The sequence below is a fragment of the Streptomyces sp. NRRL S-118 genome, from assembly GCF_000716335.1.
Lineage (GTDB): Bacteria > Actinomycetota > Actinomycetes > Streptomycetales > Streptomycetaceae > Streptomyces.
This window is the reverse complement of sequence record NZ_KL591030.1, coordinates 31,766-52,401: the sequence shown is the minus strand read 5'-3', so window position 1 is coordinate 52,401 and position 20,636 is coordinate 31,766. Positions and strand designations below refer to the sequence as shown.

The 20,636-nt window shown below is 69.5% G+C and carries 14 protein-coding genes; 5 read left to right on the top strand and 9 right to left on the bottom strand.

Annotation, left to right across the window (positions count from 1 at the left end):
* The 8 genes from IH00_RS42265 to ngcE form a co-directional block, all read right to left on the bottom strand.
* Positions 1-160, bottom strand: a 160-nt coding sequence (locus tag IH00_RS42265; RefSeq protein WP_039947679.1) for a 1-deoxy-D-xylulose-5-phosphate synthase N-terminal domain-containing protein, incomplete at its 3' end; no start/stop codon positions are given.
* Positions 161-345: 185 nt separating this feature from the next.
* Positions 346-1,629, bottom strand: coding sequence for a sugar ABC transporter permease (locus tag IH00_RS0133045; protein WP_031079761.1), 1,284 nt, complete (start codon positions 1,627-1,629; stop codon positions 346-348).
* Positions 1,626-2,420: an ATP-binding cassette domain-containing protein gene (locus tag IH00_RS0133040; protein ID WP_031079760.1), complete on the bottom strand. Its 795-nt coding sequence runs from the start codon at positions 2,418-2,420 to the stop codon at positions 1,626-1,628. The genes IH00_RS0133045 and IH00_RS0133040 overlap by 4 nt, the downstream gene beginning before the upstream one ends.
* Before the next feature lie 247 nt (positions 2,421-2,667).
* Positions 2,668-3,768 carry a substrate-binding domain-containing protein gene (locus IH00_RS0133035; RefSeq protein WP_031079759.1) on the bottom strand — a complete coding sequence of 367 codons (1,101 nt, stop codon included), beginning with the start codon at positions 3,766-3,768 and terminating at the stop codon, positions 2,668-2,670.
* A gap of 121 nt (positions 3,769-3,889) precedes the next feature.
* Positions 3,890-5,089 carry an ROK family transcriptional regulator gene (locus IH00_RS0133030; protein ID WP_031079758.1) on the bottom strand — a complete coding sequence of 400 codons (1,200 nt, stop codon included), beginning with the start codon at positions 5,087-5,089 and terminating at the stop codon, positions 3,890-3,892.
* A gap of 672 nt (positions 5,090-5,761) precedes the next feature.
* Positions 5,762-6,706, bottom strand: a complete 945-nt coding sequence (locus IH00_RS0133025; RefSeq protein WP_031079757.1) for a carbohydrate ABC transporter permease — start codon at positions 6,704-6,706, stop codon at positions 5,762-5,764.
* A 12-nt stretch (positions 6,707-6,718) separates the two neighbouring features.
* On the bottom strand, positions 6,719-7,642 hold the full coding sequence (locus IH00_RS0133020) for a carbohydrate ABC transporter permease (protein WP_031079756.1): 924 nt from the start codon (positions 7,640-7,642) through the stop codon (positions 6,719-6,721).
* A gap of 76 nt (positions 7,643-7,718) precedes the next feature.
* Positions 7,719-9,170 (bottom strand): N-acetylglucosamine/diacetylchitobiose ABC transporter substrate-binding protein, encoded by a 1,452-nt coding sequence (ngcE, locus tag IH00_RS0133015; RefSeq protein WP_031079755.1) that lies wholly within the window; start codon positions 9,168-9,170, stop codon positions 7,719-7,721.
* 395 nt (positions 9,171-9,565) lie between these two features.
* Between ngcE and IH00_RS0133010 the strand changes: the two genes are divergently transcribed.
* The gene (locus IH00_RS0133010; RefSeq protein ID WP_031079754.1) at positions 9,566-13,390 is read left to right on the top strand and encodes a GH92 family glycosyl hydrolase; all 3,825 of its coding nucleotides are present in this window, start codon (positions 9,566-9,568) and stop codon (positions 13,388-13,390) included.
* Between the two features lie 67 nt (positions 13,391-13,457).
* Here IH00_RS0133010 and acnA read toward each other — a convergent pair whose 3' ends face one another.
* Positions 13,458-16,175 (bottom strand): aconitate hydratase AcnA, encoded by a 2,718-nt coding sequence (gene acnA, locus IH00_RS0133005; protein ID WP_031079753.1) that lies wholly within the window; start codon positions 16,173-16,175, stop codon positions 13,458-13,460.
* Positions 16,176-16,733: 558 nt separating this feature from the next.
* On the opposite strand from acnA, the gene IH00_RS0133000 reads away from it, so the two are divergent.
* The 4 genes from IH00_RS0133000 to IH00_RS0132985 all read left to right on the top strand — a co-directional run bounded on the left by IH00_RS0133000 (position 16,734) and on the right by IH00_RS0132985 (position 20,490).
* A complete protein-coding gene (locus tag IH00_RS0133000) occupies positions 16,734-17,468 on the top strand; it encodes a dienelactone hydrolase family protein (RefSeq protein WP_031079752.1) in 735 nt (244 codons plus the stop codon).
* Between the two features lie 221 nt (positions 17,469-17,689).
* Positions 17,690-18,046 carry a VOC family protein gene (locus IH00_RS0132995; protein ID WP_031079751.1) on the top strand — a complete coding sequence of 119 codons (357 nt, stop codon included), beginning with the start codon at positions 17,690-17,692 and terminating at the stop codon, positions 18,044-18,046.
* 50 nt (positions 18,047-18,096) lie between these two features.
* Positions 18,097-19,626, top strand: a complete 1,530-nt coding sequence (locus IH00_RS0132990; RefSeq protein WP_031079750.1) for a helix-turn-helix domain-containing protein — start codon at positions 18,097-18,099, stop codon at positions 19,624-19,626.
* 360 nt (positions 19,627-19,986) lie between these two features.
* A complete protein-coding gene (locus IH00_RS0132985; RefSeq protein WP_031079749.1) occupies positions 19,987-20,490 on the top strand; it encodes a GNAT family N-acetyltransferase in 504 nt (167 codons plus the stop codon).
* The last annotated feature ends 146 nt before the right edge of the window (positions 20,491-20,636 follow it).

The window sequence follows — 20,636 nt, the reverse complement described above, 5'->3', positions numbered from 1 at the left end:
TGGTCAGCTCGACCACGCCCAGGTTGGGACCGAGGTGGCCGCCGGTCTTGGACACGGCGTCCACGAGGAAGGACCGGATCTCCGCGGCCAGCTGGTCCAGCTGCTCCGGGGCGAGCCGGTCGAGATCGCGCGGGCCCGTGATACGGGTCAGCAGAGCCACCCGTGCCTCCTTGCGTGTTGAGCTGGTCGAGCTGCCGATTTGGTCGAGTCTAATGTTCCGCCCCTGATCGTCATCATCGGGCGGTGGGGTCTTCGTCAGGGTGTACGTCACGCCAATGGCGCAGACGCAGCAGTGCCCGGCACCGGTTGAGCGGTGCCGGGCACTGCGGGTGTGACGTGTGCGACCTACGCGCGACCTGCGGTCTTCTGCGTGCGGCGGGAGACCGAGTCGATCACGACGGCGGCCAGGAGGACCGCGCCGGTGATCATGTACTGGATCTCGGACGCCATGCCGAGCATGTTCAGGCCCTGCTGGATCGACTGGATGACGATCATGCCGAGCAGTGCGGACCAGACCTTGCCGCGGCCGCCGAAGAGGCTGGTGCCGCCGATGACGGCCGCCGCGATGACGAGCATCAGCGTGTTGCCGCCGCCGAGGCTCTTGGTGGCACCGCCGGAGAGGCTGGCCACGAAGAGCCCGCCGAAGGCGGCGAGCAGGCCGGACAGGCCGAAGACCGTGATGCGGACGCGGTCGACGTTGATGCCGGCGCGGCGGGCCGCCTCCGCGTTGCCGCCGACCGCGAAGACCTGGCGGCCGAAGGTGGTGCGGCGGGCGACGAAGTCGGCGACGACCAGGACGATCAGGAAGAGCACCAGGGCGAGCGGCAGGCCGCGGGCGCCGGCGGGCTCGTTCAGGACGTACGCGACGACGAAGCAGAGCACCGCGACGACCGCCGTGCGCAGGACGACCTCGCTGGCGGGGCGTGCGGGCAGGCGGGCGGCCTTGCGGCGCTTGCTGTCCAGCAGGAGGGAGGCGGCGTACGCGAGGACGGCCACCAGGGCGAGGCCGTAGGCGGCGGCCTTGTCCTCGAAGTAGTAGCCGGTGAGGTGCTCGACGACGGAGCCGGTCGGCGCGTTGATGGAGCCTTCCTTGCCCATCAGCCAGATCTGCAGGCCGCTCCAGCCGAGGAAACCGGCGAGGGTGACGACGAAGGCCGGCACGCCGATCTTGGCGAAGAAGAAGCCGTGGAGCAGGCCCAGGCCGAGGCCGCACAGGACGGCGACGGCGACGGAGAGCCAGTCGTTCATGCCGTTGCTCACGTTGAGCACGGCCCACACCGCGGCGCCCACGCCCGCGACGGAGCCGACCGAGAGGTCGATCTCGCCGAGGATGAGGACGAAGACGATGCCGACCGCCATGATGCCGAGGCCGGAGGTGTAGACGGCGATGTTCGCGACGGAGCTCGCGGACAGGAAGTTGCTGTTCTGCGCCTGGAAGACGATCGCGATGACGATCAGGCCGATGAAGACCGGGAGGGAGCCCAGCTCACCGCCGCGGACCTTGCGGGTGAACTCGGTCCAGTAGCCCTTCAGGCCCTCCTCGCGGACGAGCAGGCGCGGGTCGACCGCCGGGATCGGGGCGGCGGAGCCCTCGGCCGGGGGCTGCGTGGTCTTGGTGAGGTCGCTCACTTCGCGTCCTCCTTCGTGGCCGTACGCGCCTGCCGGCGGGTCACGGCGTTGTCCGTGGCGCCGGTGATCGCGGCGATGATCTCTTCGTGGGTGGTGTCCTTGACGTTGAAGACACCGTTGTTGCGGCCGAGCCGCAGGACGGCGACGCGGTCGGCGACGGCGCGCACATCGGCCATGTTGTGGCTGATGAGGATGACGCCGTGGCCGCGCTCGCGCAGCCGCTCGACCAGGTCGAGGACCTGGGCGGTCTGCTCGACGCCGAGGGCGGCGGTCGGCTCGTCCAGGATGACGATCTTGGGGTCGCCGATCAGGGCGCGGGCGATGGCCACGACCTGCCGCTGGCCGCCGGAGAGGGCGGCGACGGGGATGCGGACGCTGGGGATGCGGATGGACAGGGTGTCCAGCAGCTCCTTGGCGCGCTTCTCCATGGCGATCTCGTCCAGGACGGAGCCATGGCGCAGCTCGTTGCCGAGGAAGAGGTTGGCGACGACGTCGAGGTTGTCGCAGAGGGCGAGGTCCTGGTAGACGGTCGCGACGCCCAGGTCCTGGGCGTCGTTCGGCCGGGTGACGCGGACGGGCCGGCCCTCCCATTCGATGGCGCCTTCATCGATGGGGTGGACACCCGAGATCGTCTTGACGAGCGTCGACTTCCCGGCGCCGTTGTCGCCGACCAGGGCGACGACCTCACCGGCGTGGATCTCCAGGTCTACGTCGGTGAGCGCCTGGACGGCGCCGAACCGCTTGGAGACTCCGCGCAACGCCAGCACGGGCGTAGCGGACACGTGAATCATCTCCTTCGCCGCCTGTCCGGCGGGGATGGTGGTGCGTTGAGCAAAGGGGTGCGAGGGCCGGGCCGTCGGCCGGGCCGCGGGGCCCGTACCGGGCCCTCGGGGCGCGGGGCCGCCGAGGAGCCTCGGTCCGGGAGAGGCCGGCGCCCGGCCCCCGGTGCTTGCGGGGCGTGGAGGGGGCGGGCGCCGGACCGGTGCAGGGGGGCCGCTGTGCGGGCCCTCACCTGTGGGGGGTACGCGATGCCGGCGGTTACTTGATGCCGGCCGCCTCGCAGGCCGCCTTGTACTCGGCGGTGCAGATGTCCGCGGGGGTGTAGACCTTGTCAGCGATGATCGTGGAGCCGATGTTCTCCTTGGTCACGATCTCGGCGTCGTACAGCTTGGCCGGGATGTCCTTGAACTCACCGGTGAGGCTGGTGACCTTCGTGGAGACCAGGTCGTCGATCGCGTCGCCCTTGAGGAGGCGGACGGCGATCTCCGCGGTGGTCTCGGCCTCCGGCTTGATCTGCTTGTAGATCGTGAAGGCCTGGTCGCCCTTGAGGATGCGCTGCAGACCGGCGAGCTCGGCGTCCTGGCCGCCGACCGGGACCTTGATGCCCTGCTTGCTGAGGGCGGTGATGATGCCGCCGGCCATGCCGTCGTTGGCGGAGTAGACGCCCTGGAAGCCGTCCTTGCCCAGGGAGTCGATGGCGGCGCCCATCTTCTTGTTGGCCTCGTCGGGAGACCAGTCCGGGATGTCCTGCTCGTAGACGACCTTCTTGACCTGCTTGTCCAGGACGCTGTGGGCGCCCTTCTTGAACAGCGGGGCGTTCGGGTCGGTCGGCGAGCCGTTGATCATGACGACGTTGGCGTCCTTGGCCTTGGCGCCGAGCGCCTTGACCAGGCCCTCGCCCTGAAGGCGGCCGATCTTCTCGTTGTCGTACGACACGTACGCGGAGATCGGGCCCTCGGCGAGGCGGTCGTACGCGACGACCTTGACGCCCTTCTTCTCCGCCTGCTGGACCCAGGACTTGGTGGCCTTGTAGTCGACCGAGTCGAGGATGATCACCTTGACGCCCTGCGTGACGAGCGCGTCGAACTGCTTCTTCTGGGTCTCGGTGTCCTGCGCGGCGTTGTTGTACTTGACCTCGCAGTCCGAGCAGAGCTGCTTGATCTTCGCCTCGATGATCGGGCGGTCGAACGTCTCGTAGCGGGTCGTCTTGTTCTCCGGCAGCAGCAGACCGATGGTCTTGCTGTCGCCACCACTTCCGCCGGCGTTGTCACCGTCGCCCGCCTTGCCACAAGCAGCGAGGGTCGCGGCCATGGAGACCGCGGCGGTGCCTATGACGAAGCGTCGCGTCATTGCGTTCATGTGGGTTGCCTCCCTGACGAGGCCGCGACGTTGCGGCCGAGGTGGCTGTGAGTCAACTCGGCCGACCCGTCGTCGTCAAGGAGTAAATTGACAACGAGATGACAACGGTGCCATCCGTTATCTAAGTGAACGCAGGCGTGGAGGCGGGCAGGGCGCTCTCCAGGAGGGTCGAATCGCCCATTTCGCTCAATACCAGGGCGAGCGCTCCGAGCACTTCGGCCCGCCCGCCGAGGGCCCCGGGAGCCACCGAGAGCTGCCGGGCGGCACTGGGGATCGCATACCGCGAGACCGACTCGCGGATCGGGGCCAGCACCAGCTCACCGGCCTCCGCGAGGTCGCCGCCCAGCACGACACGGCTGGGGTTGAGGAGATTGCACAGGTTGGCGACACCGCTGCCGATGTGACGGCCGACGTCGGCGATCACCCGGCGGCAGCCGGGATCGCCCTCCCGGGCGAGCTGCACGACCCGCTCCATGGTGAGATCGGGCCCGTGCCCGGGCTGGAGCAGGGGCAGGACGTACCGCGCGGCGGTGAAGGTCTCCAGGCAGCCGCGGTTGCCGCAGCGGCACACGGGGCCGGACTCGTCGAGCGTGATGTGGCCGATCTCGCCGGCGGTGCCGCCGGGGCCCCGGTAGATCTGCCCGTCGATCACCAGTCCGGCGCCCACACCGCTCGCGACCTTGATGTACGCGAGGTCCTTGACGCCGCGGCCGCCGCCCCAGACCAGCTCGCCGAGGGCGCCGAGGTTGGCGTCGTTGTCGACGTACACCGGGACGCCCAGGCGGCGGGAGAGCTCCTCGCTGGGGTTGATGCCGGTCCAGCCCGGCAGGATCGACGTGGAGCCCAGGGTGCCGGAGGAGACGTCGATGGGGCCCGGGACGCCCAGGCCGACGCCGACCACCTTGTCGCGGCCGATGCCGGTCGTCGCGATCAGCCGTTTGACCAGCTGTTCCGCCCGGTCGAAGCCCTCTGCGGAGGACGCGTCCACGTCCAGCGGCTCGGACTCCTCGGCGAGCACCTGGTGCGCCAGGTTGCCGACGGCCACCCGCAGGTGGGTGTGGCCGAAGTCCACGCCGATGACGATGCCGGCGTCCCCGCTGAGCGAGACGCTCCGGGCCCTGCGGCCGCCCGCGGAGGTGGGGGTCACCTCGACCGTGCCGCCGTCCTTCAGCTCCCGGACGATGTTGGAGACCGTGGCCGCGGAGAGGCCGGTGGTCCTGGCGATCTCCGCCTGGGTGAGGGAGCCGGCCATGCGCACGGCACGTACGACCCGCTCGAGGTTGGCCCGATGCAGAGATGTCTGCGACCCCGGAGTCTCCATCGACTCTCTCACTCCTGCCGTTTTCTCCAACATGTGAACTCTAAGCTGAGCCTTTTGGGTTGCTCCCCGTCAAGACCTTGAGCGTTGTGGGCCTCTGATGAGCGAACAAGATGTGGAGAAAGCGGGCATAAGCCCTTCTAGACCGCGAAACCGCTCGGCGGCGGGGGTGTCCCCGCAGCCGGGCGGTTTCGTTTCGTGACCCCGGTTCGGGGTTCACGTGGGCCGGCGGTGATCGCGCACCCCGGGTTCCGCGACACCCGCGGCGGGCCGGCCTGCGGTCCGGGCCGCGCCATGGGCGGTGGTGGTGGGCGGTGGTGGTGCGACCCCGTCACGCCGGAGGCGTGTCTCCCCGTCGACGCCGCGGCCGCCTGCGGGGGATTCGCTCGTGGGCCGATCGCGGGACCGGCGTCCCGCCCGGCCAGGACGGGCCGCTGCACGGGGAGGTCGTCGGCCCTGTCCTCCGGGCGGCGAGCCGGTACGTGCCCGGGCTCCTGCGCGAGAACGCACTCCATGACCACGGGCCCGTCCCCATCGAGTTCCGCGCCTCGTGCCCGTCGACCGCCGCGAGGGGTCGTCGTGTCCTCCTCGTGGCGGCCGACGACCGAGGACTCCCGGGCGCGGGCTCCTCGGGCGCAGGACTCCCGGGCGCAGGGGCCCCGCGCGCCCGTTCCGTTACTTGAGCGCACCGGCCGTGAGGCCGGCCTGCACCTGCCGCTGGAAGATCGCGTAGACGACGAGCACCGGCAGCATCGCGATCATCATGCCGGCCATCAGGGCGCCCCAGTCGTTCTCGTACCCCTGCTGCAGGGCGATCATCGCCAGGCCCTGGGTGAGGACGTACTTGTCCTCCTGCTGGTTCAGCACCATGGGCAGCAGGTACTGGTTCCACTGCCCGAGGAAGTTGAAGATGCCGATGCTGATCAGCCCGGGCTTGGCCATCGGCAGCATGACCTGGAAGAAGGTCCGGGTGTGGGACGCCCCGTCGATCATGGCCGCCTCCGCCACCGAGGTCGGCAGCGTGCGGAAGAACGCCGTCATGAAGAAGACGGTGAACGGCAGGGAATAGGCGATGTAGACCAGGATCAGCCCGTGGTACGTCGCCAGCAGCGAGCTGCCCGGGAAGTCCCGCATCACGAAGAACAGCGGGATCACCAGCATGAAGACGGGGAAGGACATGCCCGCCACGAACAGGTAGTAGACGAACCGGTTGCCGGGGAAGGTGAAGCGGGCCAGGACGTACGCGGCCATCGAGCCCAGCACCATCGTGCCGATGACGGAACCGCCCACCACGATCGCGGTGTTCACGAAGTACCGGCCCATGTTCGCGTCGTTCCACGCGTTGGACCAGTTCTCCCAGTGCAGGGCGGTCGGCAGGCCCCACGGGTCGGACAGGATGCCGTTGCTGTCCTTGAAGGCGCTCCACAGCACCCACAGCAGCGGCACGCCGACCATCAGCGCCCACACCGCGAGGATGCCGTGGGAGAAGACGTTGAGCACACCGCCCTCCGCACCCCGGCCGCCGGGCGGCCGCGGCGCACGGCTGAGGGGGCCGGGCCCGGCGGGACTTTCGTCCCGCTTCTCCACGACGGGGATCTTGCCGATCTCTTCGGTCGTCATCCGCCGTACCCCCTAGTACTCGATCCGCTCACGGCGCGCGAAGCGCATCGTGAGCACTGCGAACGCCATGGTGACCACGAGCATCGCGACGCCCATGGCGGAGGCGTAGCCGAACTGGCTGTCGCGGAAGGCCGTCAGATACAGGCGCAGCGGCATGACGTCCGTGGCGCCGTCCGGGCCGCCCATGTTCACCGACATGATCTGGACCAGGGCGAAGGCGTCCAGGGCGATGATGCCCATGTACACCCAGCCCGTCTGGACGGTGTCCCACAGCAGCGGGAGGGTGATCCGGAAGAAGGTGTGGAAGCGGCCGGCGCCGTCCAGCAGGGCCGCTTCGTAGATGTCCCGCGGGATGGAGGCCATCGCCGCGGAGAACAGCACCACGTAGAAGCCGACGTGGCCCCAGACCATCACCGCGCTGATGCACCACAGGGCGAGGCTCTTCTCCCCCAGCCACGCGTTCTGCAGGGAGTCCAGGCCGACGGCGCCCAGCAGGGAGTTCAGCATGCCGTCGTCCGGGTCGGGGTTGTAGATGTTGAACCAGATGACGGCGATGATCGTGATGGAGATGACCTGCGGGAAGAAGAAGACGAACTTGTAGAAGGCGGATCCGGTCACCCCGGTGACGACCGCGTTCTTCCGGCGCCGGCCGCCCACATTGAGCATGAAGGCGAAGAAGAGGCCGAGCCCGAGCGTGACCACCGGGACCAGCGCCAGCATGTAGACGTTGTGGCGCAGGGCGTTCCAGAAATCGTCGCTTTCCCAGAGCCTGGAGAAATTGTCCAGGCCGACGAACTTCGCACTGCCGACGAGCCCGGACCAGTCGGTCATGGAGATCTGGAACGCCTGGACGAAGGGCGAGAGGACGAAAACGCCGTAGATCAGCAGAGGCAGGGCCAGGAAGCCCACGATGAATCGGTATTTGCCGTGTTGCATGGTGCTCCCCGGCCCCTTCCCCTCGTTCTGGCGTGACGGCGTGGAACGACCTCGGTCCGGCTGTCGGACCGAGCGGTCAGGCGGAGCGCTTGAATTTGGTGACGGAACTGTCCTTGGCCACCTTGTCGCATTCCGCCTGGGTCTTCTTGATCCATTCGGCAGCTTTGAGCTCGCCCGTGAGCAGCTGGCCGGTCAGACCGCCGATCTTCTCGTCGGTGAGGGCCGGGTACCACTCCTGGAGCTGAAGGCTGATCAGGTTGTCGCCCGCCTCCTTGAACACCTTGCTGGCGGAGGCGAGGCCCGGCGAGAGGGTCATGCCCGCGGTGGCGTCCATGACACAGGTGAGCGACTTGACCTTGGTGGCGAAGTTCTGGGCGTGCTTCCTGGAGAGCATGATGCGCAGCAGCTCCATGCCTCCGGCCGGGTTCCCGCCCTTCGCCGCGACGATGTACGGCTCGCTCGGCTCGCCGCGCAGGGTGCCGTGCGGCATCGCGTCGCCGGTGCCGTCGAAGAGGGGGCCGACGGCCATGCCGAAGTCCTTCGGCGTGGTGGGGGCGGCCTCGTTCTCCACCCAGGAGCCGTTGGGGATGAAGACGGCCTTGCCCTTGTTCCAGGCGGTCTGGGACTGGATGTGGGTCAGGCCCTGGCTGCCCGCGAGGAAGTACTTCTTGGCGGCGAGCTCCTCGTAGTGCTCGATGACCTCCTTGACCGCGTCGTTGGACGTCCAGGCGTTGGGCTCGAGGTTGTCGATCGCGATCCACTTCTCCATGCCGCCGATCTTGGCGATCTGGGCGAAGAGGTTGAAGTGGACGTAGTAGGGATACTTTCCGGCGTACGTCCAGGGGGCGATGCCCGCCTTCTTGATCTCGCCGCAGAGGGTGACCATCTCGGAGAGCGTCCGGGGGTACGTCCAGCCCTTGTCGTCCAGCAGCTTCCGGGAGTACCAGGTCCCGTAGATGGTGAAGGCGTAGTAGAGCACGTCGAACTTGTCGCCGTGCCTGCCCTTCTCGATGGTGCTGGGGTGGATCGTGTCCCGGACCTTCTTGGCCGGGTCGTCCAGGGAGGGCGCGTCGAGCAGCGCGGAGAGGTCCTGGAGCTGGCCCTGGGTGGACAGCTTGTTCATGTCGAGGTGGTCGGCACCGGAGTTGTCGATGACGTCCGGCGGGTTGCCGCCCGCGAAGCGGGGCGTCAGCTTGGGACCGACCTGCTGGGTGCCGGTGTGCTTGACCTCGGCTCCGTAAGTGGCCTTGTAGTCGGCCTCCGCGTCCTTCGCGTACTGGTCACCCAGGCCGCCCTTGAAGATGAACGCCTCCAGGGGGGCGCCCTTGGCCACGCCGAGCGGGTTCTTCGCGGTCTTCTCGCCGCCGGGGGCCTTCGTCTCCTTCTCGCTGGTGCCGCCGCCACCGGTGGCACAGGCGGAGAGGAAGCCGGCCGTCGATACGGTGATCAGGCCGAGTGCGGCGGACCGCTTGATCAGATCACGGCGGCCGATGCCGTCGTCGCCGTTGCGTGCGGAGGTGGATCCCATGCTCAAGTCCTCGCCTTCTCCAGGACTCATGCGGTGGACCGGTCGCCCGTACTGCTCGCCCTCAGGCGAAGGGCCCCGCCACCGCGGTCAGGTGCAGCTCGGGTCGTGTCGCAGATGCTGGGTCGCCGACAGGTATAGTCCACTTTTCGTCAGCCGGGCAAGATCGAAAACAACTTTGGCCGGCCTTCTTTCCCGAGTTGAGACCTCACGGAACAGCGGGAGCACCTGATTCGCGTTCACGCGCCGTCAGGTACGGCAGAACGACTGAATTCCACCTTCCGCTCCTGCCAACACCCTTGACACCACTCACCACTTACTTCCTACTGGTGCCTGCGCAGCTCACCTGACAACGTTGTCCATCGCGCTTCGGCGAGAGGCAGGAGGCAGGACGCGGGATGCACCTCCGATCGAGAAAACGGGACAGACACCTCCGTACGGCCGCCCTCGTGGCGGCCGCTTCCCTGACCGTGACGGCCGCGCTGACCGCCGGGCCGTCGGCGGCACTGGCCCTCGCCCGCCAACCCGAGCCGGTGGAGCGCCGGTTCAGCTCCTCCTTCGAGGCCGGCGAAGCACCGCCCACCTGGCGCAACACCGTCGACGTGGATGCCGCGGGAGAACGGCGGGCGTCCGGCGTCGACGGCGGCTTCGCCGCCGGAATACCGGGAAACGTCACCGAGAAGGTGGCCGAGCTGCGCGCCAGCGGTGAGAACCCCGCCGCCGGGGAGACCAAGGAGAACCTGGTCGACCTCCAGCCCGGCACCAAGTGGCTGACGTTCTCCCCCACCGCCTGGGTCGAGTTCGACCTGGAGGAGCCGGTCGCGGTCGCCCGGTACGCACTGACCTCCGCCAACGACCACGCGCCCCGCGACCCGGCGGACTGGACCCTCAAGGGCTCGGCCGACGGCAGCCGGTGGACGGTGCTGGACACCCGCGCCGGCCAGTCGTTCGCCCGGCGCTTCGAGACCAGGACGTACGACGTCGACCGGGCCGCCCCCTACCGGCACTACCGGCTGGAGATCACCCGGAACAACGGCGCCGCCGACATCACGCAGCTCGCCGACGTCCAGTTCTCCGACGGCGACACCTCCACGCCCGTGCCGCCCGACATGCGCAGCCATGTCGACCGGGGCCCGGTCGGCTCCCCCACCGCCAAGGCCGCCGCCGGGTTCACCGGAAAGCGGGCCCTGCGCTACGCGGGGACGCACCGGGCGGCCGGGCGCGCCTACTCGTACAACAAGGTCTTCGACGTCGACGTGCGCGTCGGGCGCGACACCGAGCTGTCCTACCGCGTCTTCCCGGCGATGGCGGAGACCGACCTGAACTACCCCGCGACGCACGTCTCCGTGGACCTGGCCTTCACCGACGGCACCCGCCTCAGCGAGCTGGGCGCGGTCGACAGCCACGGCGGGGCCCTGACCCCGCAGGGCCAGGGCGCGGCCGAGCGGCTCTACGTCAACCAGTGGAACCAGGTGTCCTCCTCGATCGGCACCGTGGCCGCCGGGAAGACCGTCGACCGGATCCTGGTGGCGTACGACGCGCCCCGGGGCCCGGGGAAGTTCCAGGGCTGGATCGACGACATCGCGCTGGAGCCGAAGGCCCCCGAGCGGCCCCTCGCCCATGTCTCCGACTACGCCTCCACCGTGCGCGGAACCAACTCCAGCTCCTCCTTCTCGCGCGGCAACACCTTCCCGGCGACCGCCGTACCCCATGGCTTCAACTTCTGGACGCCGGTGACCCACGCCGGCTCGAAGAGCTGGCTGTACGAGTACGCGCGCGGCAACAACGCCGACAACCTGCCCACCCTCCAGGCGTTCAGCGCCAGCCACGAGCCCAGCCCGTGGATGGGCGACCGGCAGACCTTCCAGTTGATGCCCTCCGCCGCGGCCGGCACCCCGCCCACCGGGCGGAGCGAGCGGGCGCTGCCCTTCCGCCACGAGAAGGAGACGGCGAGACCGCACCACTACGCCGTGACCTTCGAGAACGGCCTGAAGGCCGAGATCGCCCCGGCGGACCACGCGGCGATGATGCGGTTCACCTACCCGGGCGCCGACGCGTCGGTCGTCCTCGACAACGTCACGGACGAGGGCGGGCTGACCCTCGACCCGGCGACCGGCTCCTTCACCGGCTTCTCCGACGTGAAGAGCGGCCTGTCCACGGGCGCCACACGGATGTTCGTGTACGGCGTCTTCGACGCGCCCGTCACCGGCTCCGCGTCGGCGGGTGTCAAGGGCCACCTGCGCTTCGACGCGGGCGCCGACCGCACGGTGACGCTGCGCATGGCGACGTCACTGATCAGCGTCGAGCAGGCGCGGCGGAACCTGGCCGCCGAGATCCCGCAGGGCACGCGCTTCGAGCGGGTGCTGGCGCAGGCACGGGCCGCGTGGGACCGGATCCTCGGCCGCGTCCGCGTGGAGGGCGCGACACGCGACCAGCTCGTGACGCTGTACTCCAACCTCTACCGGCTGTACCTGTACCCGAATTCGGGCTTCGAGCGCGTCGACGGCAAGGACCGGTACGCGAGCCCGTTCTCGCCGCGGACCGGTCCCGACACGCCGGTGCACACCGGCGCGAAGATCGTCGACGGCCGGGTGTACGTCAACAACGGCTTCTGGGACACCTACCGCACGACCTGGCCCGCGTACTCCTTCCTCACCCCGCGGCGGGCGGGCGACCTGGTGGACGGCTTCGTCCAGCAGTACAAGGACGGCGGCTGGATCTCCCGCTGGTCGTCGCCCGGCTACGCCGACCTGATGACCGGCACGTCGTCGGACGTGGCGTTCGCCGACGCGTACGTCAAGGGCGTGGACTTCGACGCGGAGGCGGCGTACGAGGCGGCGCTGAAGAACGCGACGGTGGTGCCGCCGAGCCGGGGCGTGGGCCGCAAGGGCATGGAGACCTCCCCCTTCCTCGGGTACGCGTCGACGGAGACGCACGAGGGCCTGTCCTGGTCGCTGGAGGGATACCTCAACGACTACGGACTGGCCAGGATGGCCGAAACGCTGCACAGGAGGACGGGCAAGGCCCGGTACGCGGAGGAGTCCGCCTACTTCCTCGACCGGGCACGCCAGTACGTCACGCTCTTCGACAAGGACGCCGGCTTCTTCCAGGGGCGGAACCTCAAGGGCGAGTGGCGGGTGCCGTCGGCCTCGTACGACCCCCGCGTGTGGGGTTACGACTACACCGAGACGAACGGCTGGGGCTATGCCTTCACCGCCCCGCAGGACAGCCGGGGTCTGGCCAATCTCTACGGCGGCCGGGCGGGACTGGCCAAGAAGCTCGACACCTACTTCGCGACGCCCGAGACCGCCTCGCCGGAGTTCACCGGCTCCTACGGCAGCGTCATCCACGAGATGACGGAGGCGCGGGACGTGCGGATGGGCATGTACGGGCACTCCAACCAGGTCGCCCACCACGTGACGTACATGTACAACGCGGCCGCGCAGCCGTGGAAGACACAGGAGAAGGTGCGCGAGGTGCTGTCCCGGCTGTACACGGGCAGCGAGATCGGGCAGGGCTACCACGGTGACGAGGACAACGGCGAGCAGTCCGCCTGGTGGCTGTTCTCGGCGCTGGGCTTCTACCCCCTGGTGATGGGCAGCGGGGAGTACGCGATCGGCTCGCCGCTGTTCACCAGGGCGACGGTCCGGATGGACAACGGCCGCACGCTGGTGGTGAAGGCCCCGGAGAACAGCGCGCGGAACGTCTACGTGCAGGGCCTGAAGGTCGACGGCAAGCGCTGGACGTCGACCGCGCTGCCGCACGCGGTGGTGGCGCGCGGCGGGACGCTGGAGTTCGACATGGGCCCGGAGCCGTCGGCCTGGGGCACGGGCGAGGACGCGGCGCCGGTGTCCATCACGCGGGACGACGAGGTGCCGTCGCCGCGGCGGGACGTGCTGGCGGGTGCGGGTGAGCTGTTCGACGACACGTCGGCGACGGCGGCCTCGTCGGCCGCGGCGGTGGACCTGCCCGTGCCGGCCGGCACCCGCGCCGTCCAGTACACGCTGACCTCGGCGGCGCGGGACGCCGCCCCCTCGGGGTGGGTGCTCCAGGGGTCGCGGGACGGCACCGTGTGGCGGGACCTCGACCGGCGGTCGGGCGAGTCGTTCGCGTGGGACCGGCAGACGCGGGTGTTCACGGTGGCGCGGCCGGGGACGTACGAGCGGTACCGGCTGGTGCCCTCGGGCTCCGCGACGCTGGCGGAGGTGGAGCTGTTGCGCTGAGGCGCACGCGGAAGGGCCGCACCCCGTCGGCGGACGGGGTGCGGCCCTTGTGCCGCGTGCCGGATCCCTAGTTGCGGATCAGGTTGCGCAGCACGTACTGCATGATGCCGCCGTTGCGGTAGTAGTCGGCCTCACCGGGGGTGTCGATGCGGACGACCGCGTCGAACTCGACACCGGTGTCGGTGGTGACCTTGACCGTGCGCGGCGTGCGGCCCTCGTTGAGCTCGGTGACGCCGGAGATGGAGAAGGTCTCCTCGCCGGTCAGGCCGAGCGACTGGGCGGACGCGCCCTCGGGGAACTGCAGCGGCAGGACGCCCATGCCGATGAGGTTCGAGCGGTGGATGCGCTCGTACGACTCGGCGATGACGGCCTTGACGCCGAGGAGCGCGGTGCCCTTGGCGGCCCAGTCGCGGGACGAACCGGAGCCGTACTCCTTGCCCGCGAGCACGACGAGCGGGATGCCCTGCTCGATGTAGTTGCGGGAGGCGTCGTAGATGAAGGAGACCGGACCGCCGTCCTGCGTGAAGTCGCGGGTGTAGCCGCCCTCGGTGCCCGGCGCGATCTGGTTGCGCAGGCGGATGTTGGCGAACGTACCGCGGATCATGACCTCGTGGTTGCCGCGGCGCGAGCCGTAGCTGTTGAAGTCGCGGCGCTCGACGCCGTGCTCCGTGAGGTACTGGCCGGCCGGGGTGTCGGCCTTGATGGCGCCGGCCGGGGAGATGTGGTCGGTGGTGACCGAGTCGCCCAGCTTGGCCAGGACACGGGCGCCCGTGATGTCCTCGACCGGGGTGGTCTCCATCGTCATGCCCTCGAAGTACGGGGGCTTGCGGACGTAGGTGGACTGCGGGTCCCACTCGAAGGTGTTGCCGGTCGGGATCGGCAGCGCCTGCCACTGGGCGTCACCCGCGAAGACGTCCTGGTAGGACTTGGAGAACATGTCCTCGCCGATGGCGCTGGCGACGACGTCGTTCACCTCGGCCTCGGAGGGCCAGATGTCCTTGAGGTAGACCGGGTTGCCGTCCTGGTCGGTGCCCAGGGCGTCCTTGGTGATGTCCACCTTCATGGAGCCCGCGAGGGCGTACGCGACGACCAGCGGCGGGGAAGCCAGGTAGTTCATCTTGACGTCGGGGTTGATCCGGCCCTCGAAGTTGCGGTTGCCGGAGAGGACCGACGTCACGGCGAGGTCGTGCTCGTTGACGGCCTTGGAGACCTCCTCCGGCAGCGGGCCGGAGTTGCCGATGCAGGTGGTGCAGCCGTAGCCGACGAGGTTGAAGCCGACCTTGTCGAGGTACGGGGTGAGGCCCGCCTTGTCGAAGTAGTCGGTGACGACCTTGGAGCCCGGGGCGAGGGTGGTCTTGACCCACGGCTTGCGGGTCAGGCCCTTCTCGACCGCCTTCTTGGCCACCAGCGCGGCGGCGACCATGACGTACGGGTTCGAGGTGTTGGTGCAGGAGGTGATCGCGGCGACGGTGACGGCGCCGTGGTCGATCTCGTACGTCGAGCCGTCGGGGGCGGTCACGGGGACCGGCTTGGACGGCGCGCCGTTGGGGGTGTTGGCCGGGGCGTCGGAGGCCGGGAAGGACTCCTTGCCCGCCTCGTCCACGTCGTCCACGTAGTTGCGGACGTCCTGGGCGAACTGCTGGGCGGCCTCGGCGAGGACGATGCGGTCCTGCGGGCGCTTCGGGCCGGCGATGGAGGGGACGACGGTGGAGAGGTCCAGCTCCAGCTTCTCGGAGAAGTCCGGCTCGGCGGAGGGGTCGAGCCAGAGGCCCTGCTCCTTGGCGTACGCCTCGACCAGCGCGACCTGCTGCTCGGAGCGGCCCGTGAGCTTGAGGTAGTTCAGGGTCTCGTCGTCGATCGGGAAGATCGCGGCGGTGGAGCCGAACTCGGGCGACATGTTGCCGATGGTGGCGCGGTTCGCGAGGGAGGTGGCGGCGACGCCCTCACCGTAGAACTCGACGAACTTGCCGACGACGCCGTGCTTGCGCAGCATCTCGGTGATGGTGAGCACCAGGTCGGTGGCGGTGGTGCCGGTGGGCAGCTCGCCGGTGAGCTTGAAGCCGACGACGCGCGGGATGAGCATGGAGACCGGCTGGCCGAGCATGGCGGCCTCGGCCTCGATGCCGCCGACGCCCCAGCCGAGCACACCGAGGCCGTTGACCATGGTGGTGTGGGAGTCGGTGCCGACGAGGGTGTCGGGGTACGCCTGGCCGCCCCGGACCATGACGGTGCGGGCCAGGTGCTCGATGTTCACCTGGTGGACGATGCCGGTGCCGGGCGGGACGACCTTGAACTCGTCGAAGGCGGTCTGGCCCCAGCGCAGGAACTGGTAGCGCTCCTTGTTGCGGCCGTACTCCAGCTCGACGTTCTGGCCGAAGGCGTCGGCGGTGCCGAACTTGTCGGCGATGACGGAGTGGTCGATGACCAGCTCGGCCGGGGCGAGCGGGTTGATCTTCGCCGGGTCGCCGCCGAGCTCCTTGACGGCCTCGCGCATGGTGGCGAGGTCCACGACGCACGGCACACCGGTGAAGTCCTGCATGATCACGCGGGCCGGCGTGAACTGGATCTCCTGGCTGGGCTGCGCCTGGGAGTCCCAGTTGCCGAGGGCCCGGATGTGGTCGGCGGTGATGTTCGCGCCGTCCTCGGTGCGGAGGAGGTTCTCCAGGAGGACCTTGAGGCTGTAGGGGAGGCGCGCGGAGCCCTCGACCTTGTCCAGCCTGAAGATCTCGTACGACTCGTCGCCCACGCGCAGCGTGCTGCGGGCGTCGAAGCTGTTCGCCGACACGACAGTCTCCTTCATCAATGTGCGCGTTCTTTACCGCATCCTGCCGCGATGGCTCCTCGCCGATCCGCTAAGGTAAGACTTAGTTAGGTAACCCTTACCGGCTGGCGCGGCTGCGGTGCGTCTTTCGGCAGATATCTCGATGTCGAGATAACTCTAGTACATGACCGCTGTCCGGTCATGCCCCGGCACCCCGTGACGGCTCCCGTCCTGTCGACGCGTCCGCTCAGCGGACCCGGCCGTCCGGCCGCCGGCCCGGAACCCGGTCGTGCGGGTGAGTACGGGGAGGCGTCACGCGAGGGACGACACGCGCCGCCGGACCCTGTGGCGGCCGGCGGGAGGGCCGGAGGCGGGGATCGCGTCGCGGCCCGGCTAAGCTGATCGGCCATGAATACCGGGACGGCATCACGCCACACACGGATCGGTGACCCGGTGCTCTCCTGAGCGCCGTGCGGGCCGGTGCGCGCCCGCTGCTCGATCGAGGATCTCGTGCCGCCGCACGGGGTCCGCCTCCGTCGTGTTGATCACAGGCTCGGCACCTCGACCACGACAGGAGAATGCATGCCCACCACGACACTGCGGATCCCCACCGCGGACGGCCGGGCGGACGCCTTCGCCGCCTTCCCCGACCACGGCGATCGGCACCCGGGCGTACTGATGTACGCGGACGGCTTCGGCATCCGGCCCGTACTGCGGGAGATGGCCCGCGAACTGGCCGGGCACGGGTACTACGTGCTCGTCCCCAACCTCTTTTACCGGCACGGCCCGACGCCGCTGATCGACCTTCCCGAGCACATCGGAGAGGAGGTCCGGCCCGCGCTCATGGCCCGGCTGATGCCCTTGATCGAGGCGCACACCGCCGAACGCGCGCTGAGCGACGCCGACGCCTACCTCAGGTTCCTCACCAGCCGGCCGGAGGTCGCCGACGGGCCGGTCGCGGTGACCGGCTACTGCATAGGCGGCCTCCTGGCGACGCGGACCGCCGTGGCCCACCCCGGCCGGGTGGCCGCCGTCGCCGCGTTCCACGGCCCCGTGGGCGCCGACGGGCCGGACGCCCTCGCCAGGATCACCGCCCCGGTCCACTTCGGCCACGCCGAGAGCGACCTGACACCCGAGGCCCTCCGCGAGCTCAACCAGGCCCTGGACGCCGCGAAGGTCGACCACACCTCCGAGATCTACCCCGGCACCGTTCACGGGTTCACCATGTCCGACACCGACGCTTTCGACCCCGCCGGACTGCAGCGCCACTGGGACCGTCTGCTGCCCCTGCTCGACCGCACACTGGGCACCGGCTGAGACTCCGGCCCGGAAGCCGGACGCGACACGGCTCGCCGTCGCCGCCGGGGCCTCCCCGGCGAGCGGCGCCCCGGGCCGTGCCGGCTGCCCCGGCCTCCGGGCCCCGAGTCCGGCGGGGCGTACGGACGGCCGACGGCCGGTCCCGGCCGGGACCGGCCGTCCGTCCCCGTACGGGTGCGCTCCGATGGCGCGATCCCGTGCCGCGCGGTGAGCATCGGAGCATGTTCAGTGGCGCGCACGTCATCCTCTACACGCGGGACGCCGACGCGGACCGGCCGTTCCTGCGGGACGTGCTGGGGTTCGACCACGTCGACGCGGGGCGCGGGTGGCTCATCTTCAAGCTGCCGCCCGCCGAGGTCGCCGTACACCCGTCGGGGGGCGAGGAGCGCCACGAGTTCTACCTGATGTGCGACGACATCGAGGGTGCGCTGCGCGAGCTGACGGACCGTGGGGCCGAGGTGGCCGAGCCGGTGAGCGACCAGGGCTGGGGGCTGCTCGCCTCGCTGCGACTTCCGAGTGGTGCCGAATTGCCCCTGTATGAACCGCGTCACCCCACTGCACATACCCTGTCACCCTGATGGCCTACCCCACCGCGAACCCCATCTCATATCTGAGATAACCTGCCGTCATGGCAGACGACTACCTCGTACGCATCGGGAAGCTCATCCGCGACGCCCGTCAACACCGTGGCTGGACGCAGACGCAGCTCGCCGAGGCACTGGCCACAAGCCAGAGCGCCGTCAACCGCATCGAGCGCGGCAACCAGAACATCAGCCTTGAGATGATCGCGCGCATCGGCGAGGCGCTCGACAGCGAAATCGTGTCGCTCGGTTACTCCGGGCCGATGCACCTGCGGGTGGTCGGCGGCCGCCGGCTGTCCGGCTCCCTGGACGTCAAGACCAGCAAGAACGCCTGTGTGGCGCTCCTGTGCGCCTCCCTGCTGAACAAGGGCCGCACGGTCCTGCGGCGGGTCGCCCGCATCGAGGAGGTCTACCGCCTGCTGGAGGTGCTCAACTCCATCGGCGTGCGCACCCGTTGGATCAACGACGGGACGGACCTGGAGATCGTCCCGCCCGCCCACCTGGACATGGAGGCCATCGACGCGGACGCCGCGCGCCGCACCCGGTCCATCATCATGTTCCTGGGCCCGCTGCTGCACCGGCTGCGGCAGTTCAAACTCCCGTACGCGGGCGGGTGCGACCTGGGTACGCGCACCATCGAGCCGCACATGATCGCGCTGCGCCGCTTCGGGCTGGACATCACCGCCACCGAGGGCCTGTACCACGCGCAGGTCGACCGGGACGTCGCGCCGGACCGTCCGATCGTGCTGACCGAGCGCGGCGACACGGTGACCGAGAACGCGCTGCTGGCCGCCGCCCGCCACGACGGCGTCACCATCATCCGCAACGCCTCGTCCAACTACATGGTCCAGGACCTGTGCTTCTTCCTGGAGGCCCTGGGCGTACGGGTGGAGGGCATCGGCACGACGACGCTCACCGTGCACGGCGTGCCGGCCATCGACGTGGACGTCGACTACTCGCCCTCCGAGGACCCGGTCGAGGCGATGAGCCTGCTGGCCGCTGCGGTCGTCACGGAGTCGGAGCTGACGATCCGCCGCGTACCGATCGAGTTCCTGGAGATCGAGCTCGCGGTGCTGGAGGAGATGGGCCTCGACCACGACCGCAGCGCCGAGTACACCGCGGACAACGGCCGTACGCGGCTGGTGGACCTGACCGTGCGGCCCTCCAAGCTGGAGGCGCCGATCGACAAGATCCACCCGATGCCGTTCCCGGGCCTGAACATCGACAACGTGCCCTTCTTCGCGGCCATCGCGGCCACGGCCCAGGGCCAGACCCTCATCCACGACTGGGTCTACGACAACCGCGCCATCTACCTGACCGACCTCAACCGCCTCGGCGGCCGCCTCCAGCTCCTCGACCCGCACCGCGTGCTCGTCGAGGGCCCGACCCGCTGGCGCGCCGCCGAGATGATGTGCCCGCCGGCCCTGCGCCCCGCCGTGGTGGTGCTGCTGGCCATGATGGCGGCCGAGGGCACGTCGGTGCTGCGCAACGTGTACGTCATCAACCGGGGGTACGAGGACCTCGCGGAGCGGCTGAACTCGGTGGGGGCGCAGATCGAGATCTTCCGGGACATCTGAAGGTTCTGAGAAAAGACAGCGCGCGACCCCTCCTGACCTGTGCAAATGCGGGGCGGGAGGGAGCCGGCCCGTAGGTGTCTCCGGGCTTTCCGGGACTTCTGGCCGGGCGCGGAGTCTTCGAGTGACAGGCGCATCACGCGATCCGCCATCGGAAATGATGCCGGAACCCAGAAAACCCTGGTCAGAGCCAGTTGCGCACCCTCGTCGGCCGCACCGTGCGCACCGTATGGAGGACGCCTTCCCCCAGCTCGCCTCCCGCACCTGGGCAGCGGCGTGACGGACATGCCGGAGCTGCACACGCGGCTCCTGGCGGATGTGATCGCCCCTGCGGACGGCCGCGCGCTGCTACGGTCGGGCGCCATGAGCTGGCTTCCCGATGACTTCGTCCACCCCGTCCTGGTACCGCTGCCGGGCGGTGGTCATCACCTGCGGCCGATCCGGGAGGCGGACACCCCGCTCGACTATCCGGCTGTGATGGGTTCGCGCGAGCGGCTGTGGACCATTTTCGGCCCGGCCTGGGGCTGGCCCGCGGACACCATGACCTACGAGGCCGACCAGGCCGACCTTTTGCGGCACGAGAAGGAGATCGCCGCGCACCAGTCCTTCAACTACGCGCTGTTCGACGCGGCGGAGACAGTTCTGCTCGGCTGTGTCTACATCGACCCACCGGAGAAGGCCGGCGCGGACGGCGAGATCTCCTGGTGGGTGGTGGACGAGCTGGTGGGCAGCAAGGTCGAGCAGGCCCTCGACGCGCTGGTGCCGCAGTGGATCGCCGCCGACTGGCCGTTCGAGCAGCCGCGCTTCCTCGGCCGCGAGATCTCCTGGTCGGACTGGCTCGCCCTGCCGCAGCATCCCGACACGTAAGTGGTTGTTACCCGTACCGATCTCGAGTCGGTCGAAACGGGAGTCTCGATCGGGTGACTGCGGCGGTTTCCGCGCGTGGAAGCAGGGCCTCCTGGTAGCTCGCGGGGTGCGATCCCTTTCCGAGTGCTTCCCGGAAGCCCTGTTGT

Coding starts and splice junctions, on each gene's coding strand:
- IH00_RS0133040 (WP_031079760.1), bottom strand. CDS start 2,420: ATGATTCACGTGTCCGCTACGCCCGTGCTGGCGTTGCGCGGAGTCTCC.
- IH00_RS0133035 (WP_031079759.1), bottom strand. CDS start 3,768: ATGAACGCAATGACGCGACGCTTCGTCATAGGCACCGCCGCGGTCTCC.
- IH00_RS0133030 (WP_031079758.1), bottom strand. CDS start 5,089: ATGGAGACTCCGGGGTCGCAGACATCTCTGCATCGGGCCAACCTCGAG.
- IH00_RS0133025 (WP_031079757.1), bottom strand. CDS start 6,706: ATGACGACCGAAGAGATCGGCAAGATCCCCGTCGTGGAGAAGCGGGAC.
- IH00_RS0133020 (WP_031079756.1), bottom strand. CDS start 7,642: ATGCAACACGGCAAATACCGATTCATCGTGGGCTTCCTGGCCCTGCCT.
- ngcE (WP_031079755.1), bottom strand. CDS start 9,170: ATGGGATCCACCTCCGCACGCAACGGCGACGACGGCATCGGCCGCCGT.
- IH00_RS0133010 (WP_031079754.1), top strand. CDS start 9,566: ATGCACCTCCGATCGAGAAAACGGGACAGACACCTCCGTACGGCCGCC.
- IH00_RS0133000 (WP_031079752.1), top strand. CDS start 16,734: ATGCCCACCACGACACTGCGGATCCCCACCGCGGACGGCCGGGCGGAC.
- IH00_RS0132995 (WP_031079751.1), top strand. CDS start 17,690: ATGTTCAGTGGCGCGCACGTCATCCTCTACACGCGGGACGCCGACGCG.
- IH00_RS0132990 (WP_031079750.1), top strand. CDS start 18,097: ATGGCAGACGACTACCTCGTACGCATCGGGAAGCTCATCCGCGACGCC.
- IH00_RS0132985 (WP_031079749.1), top strand. CDS start 19,987: ATGAGCTGGCTTCCCGATGACTTCGTCCACCCCGTCCTGGTACCGCTG.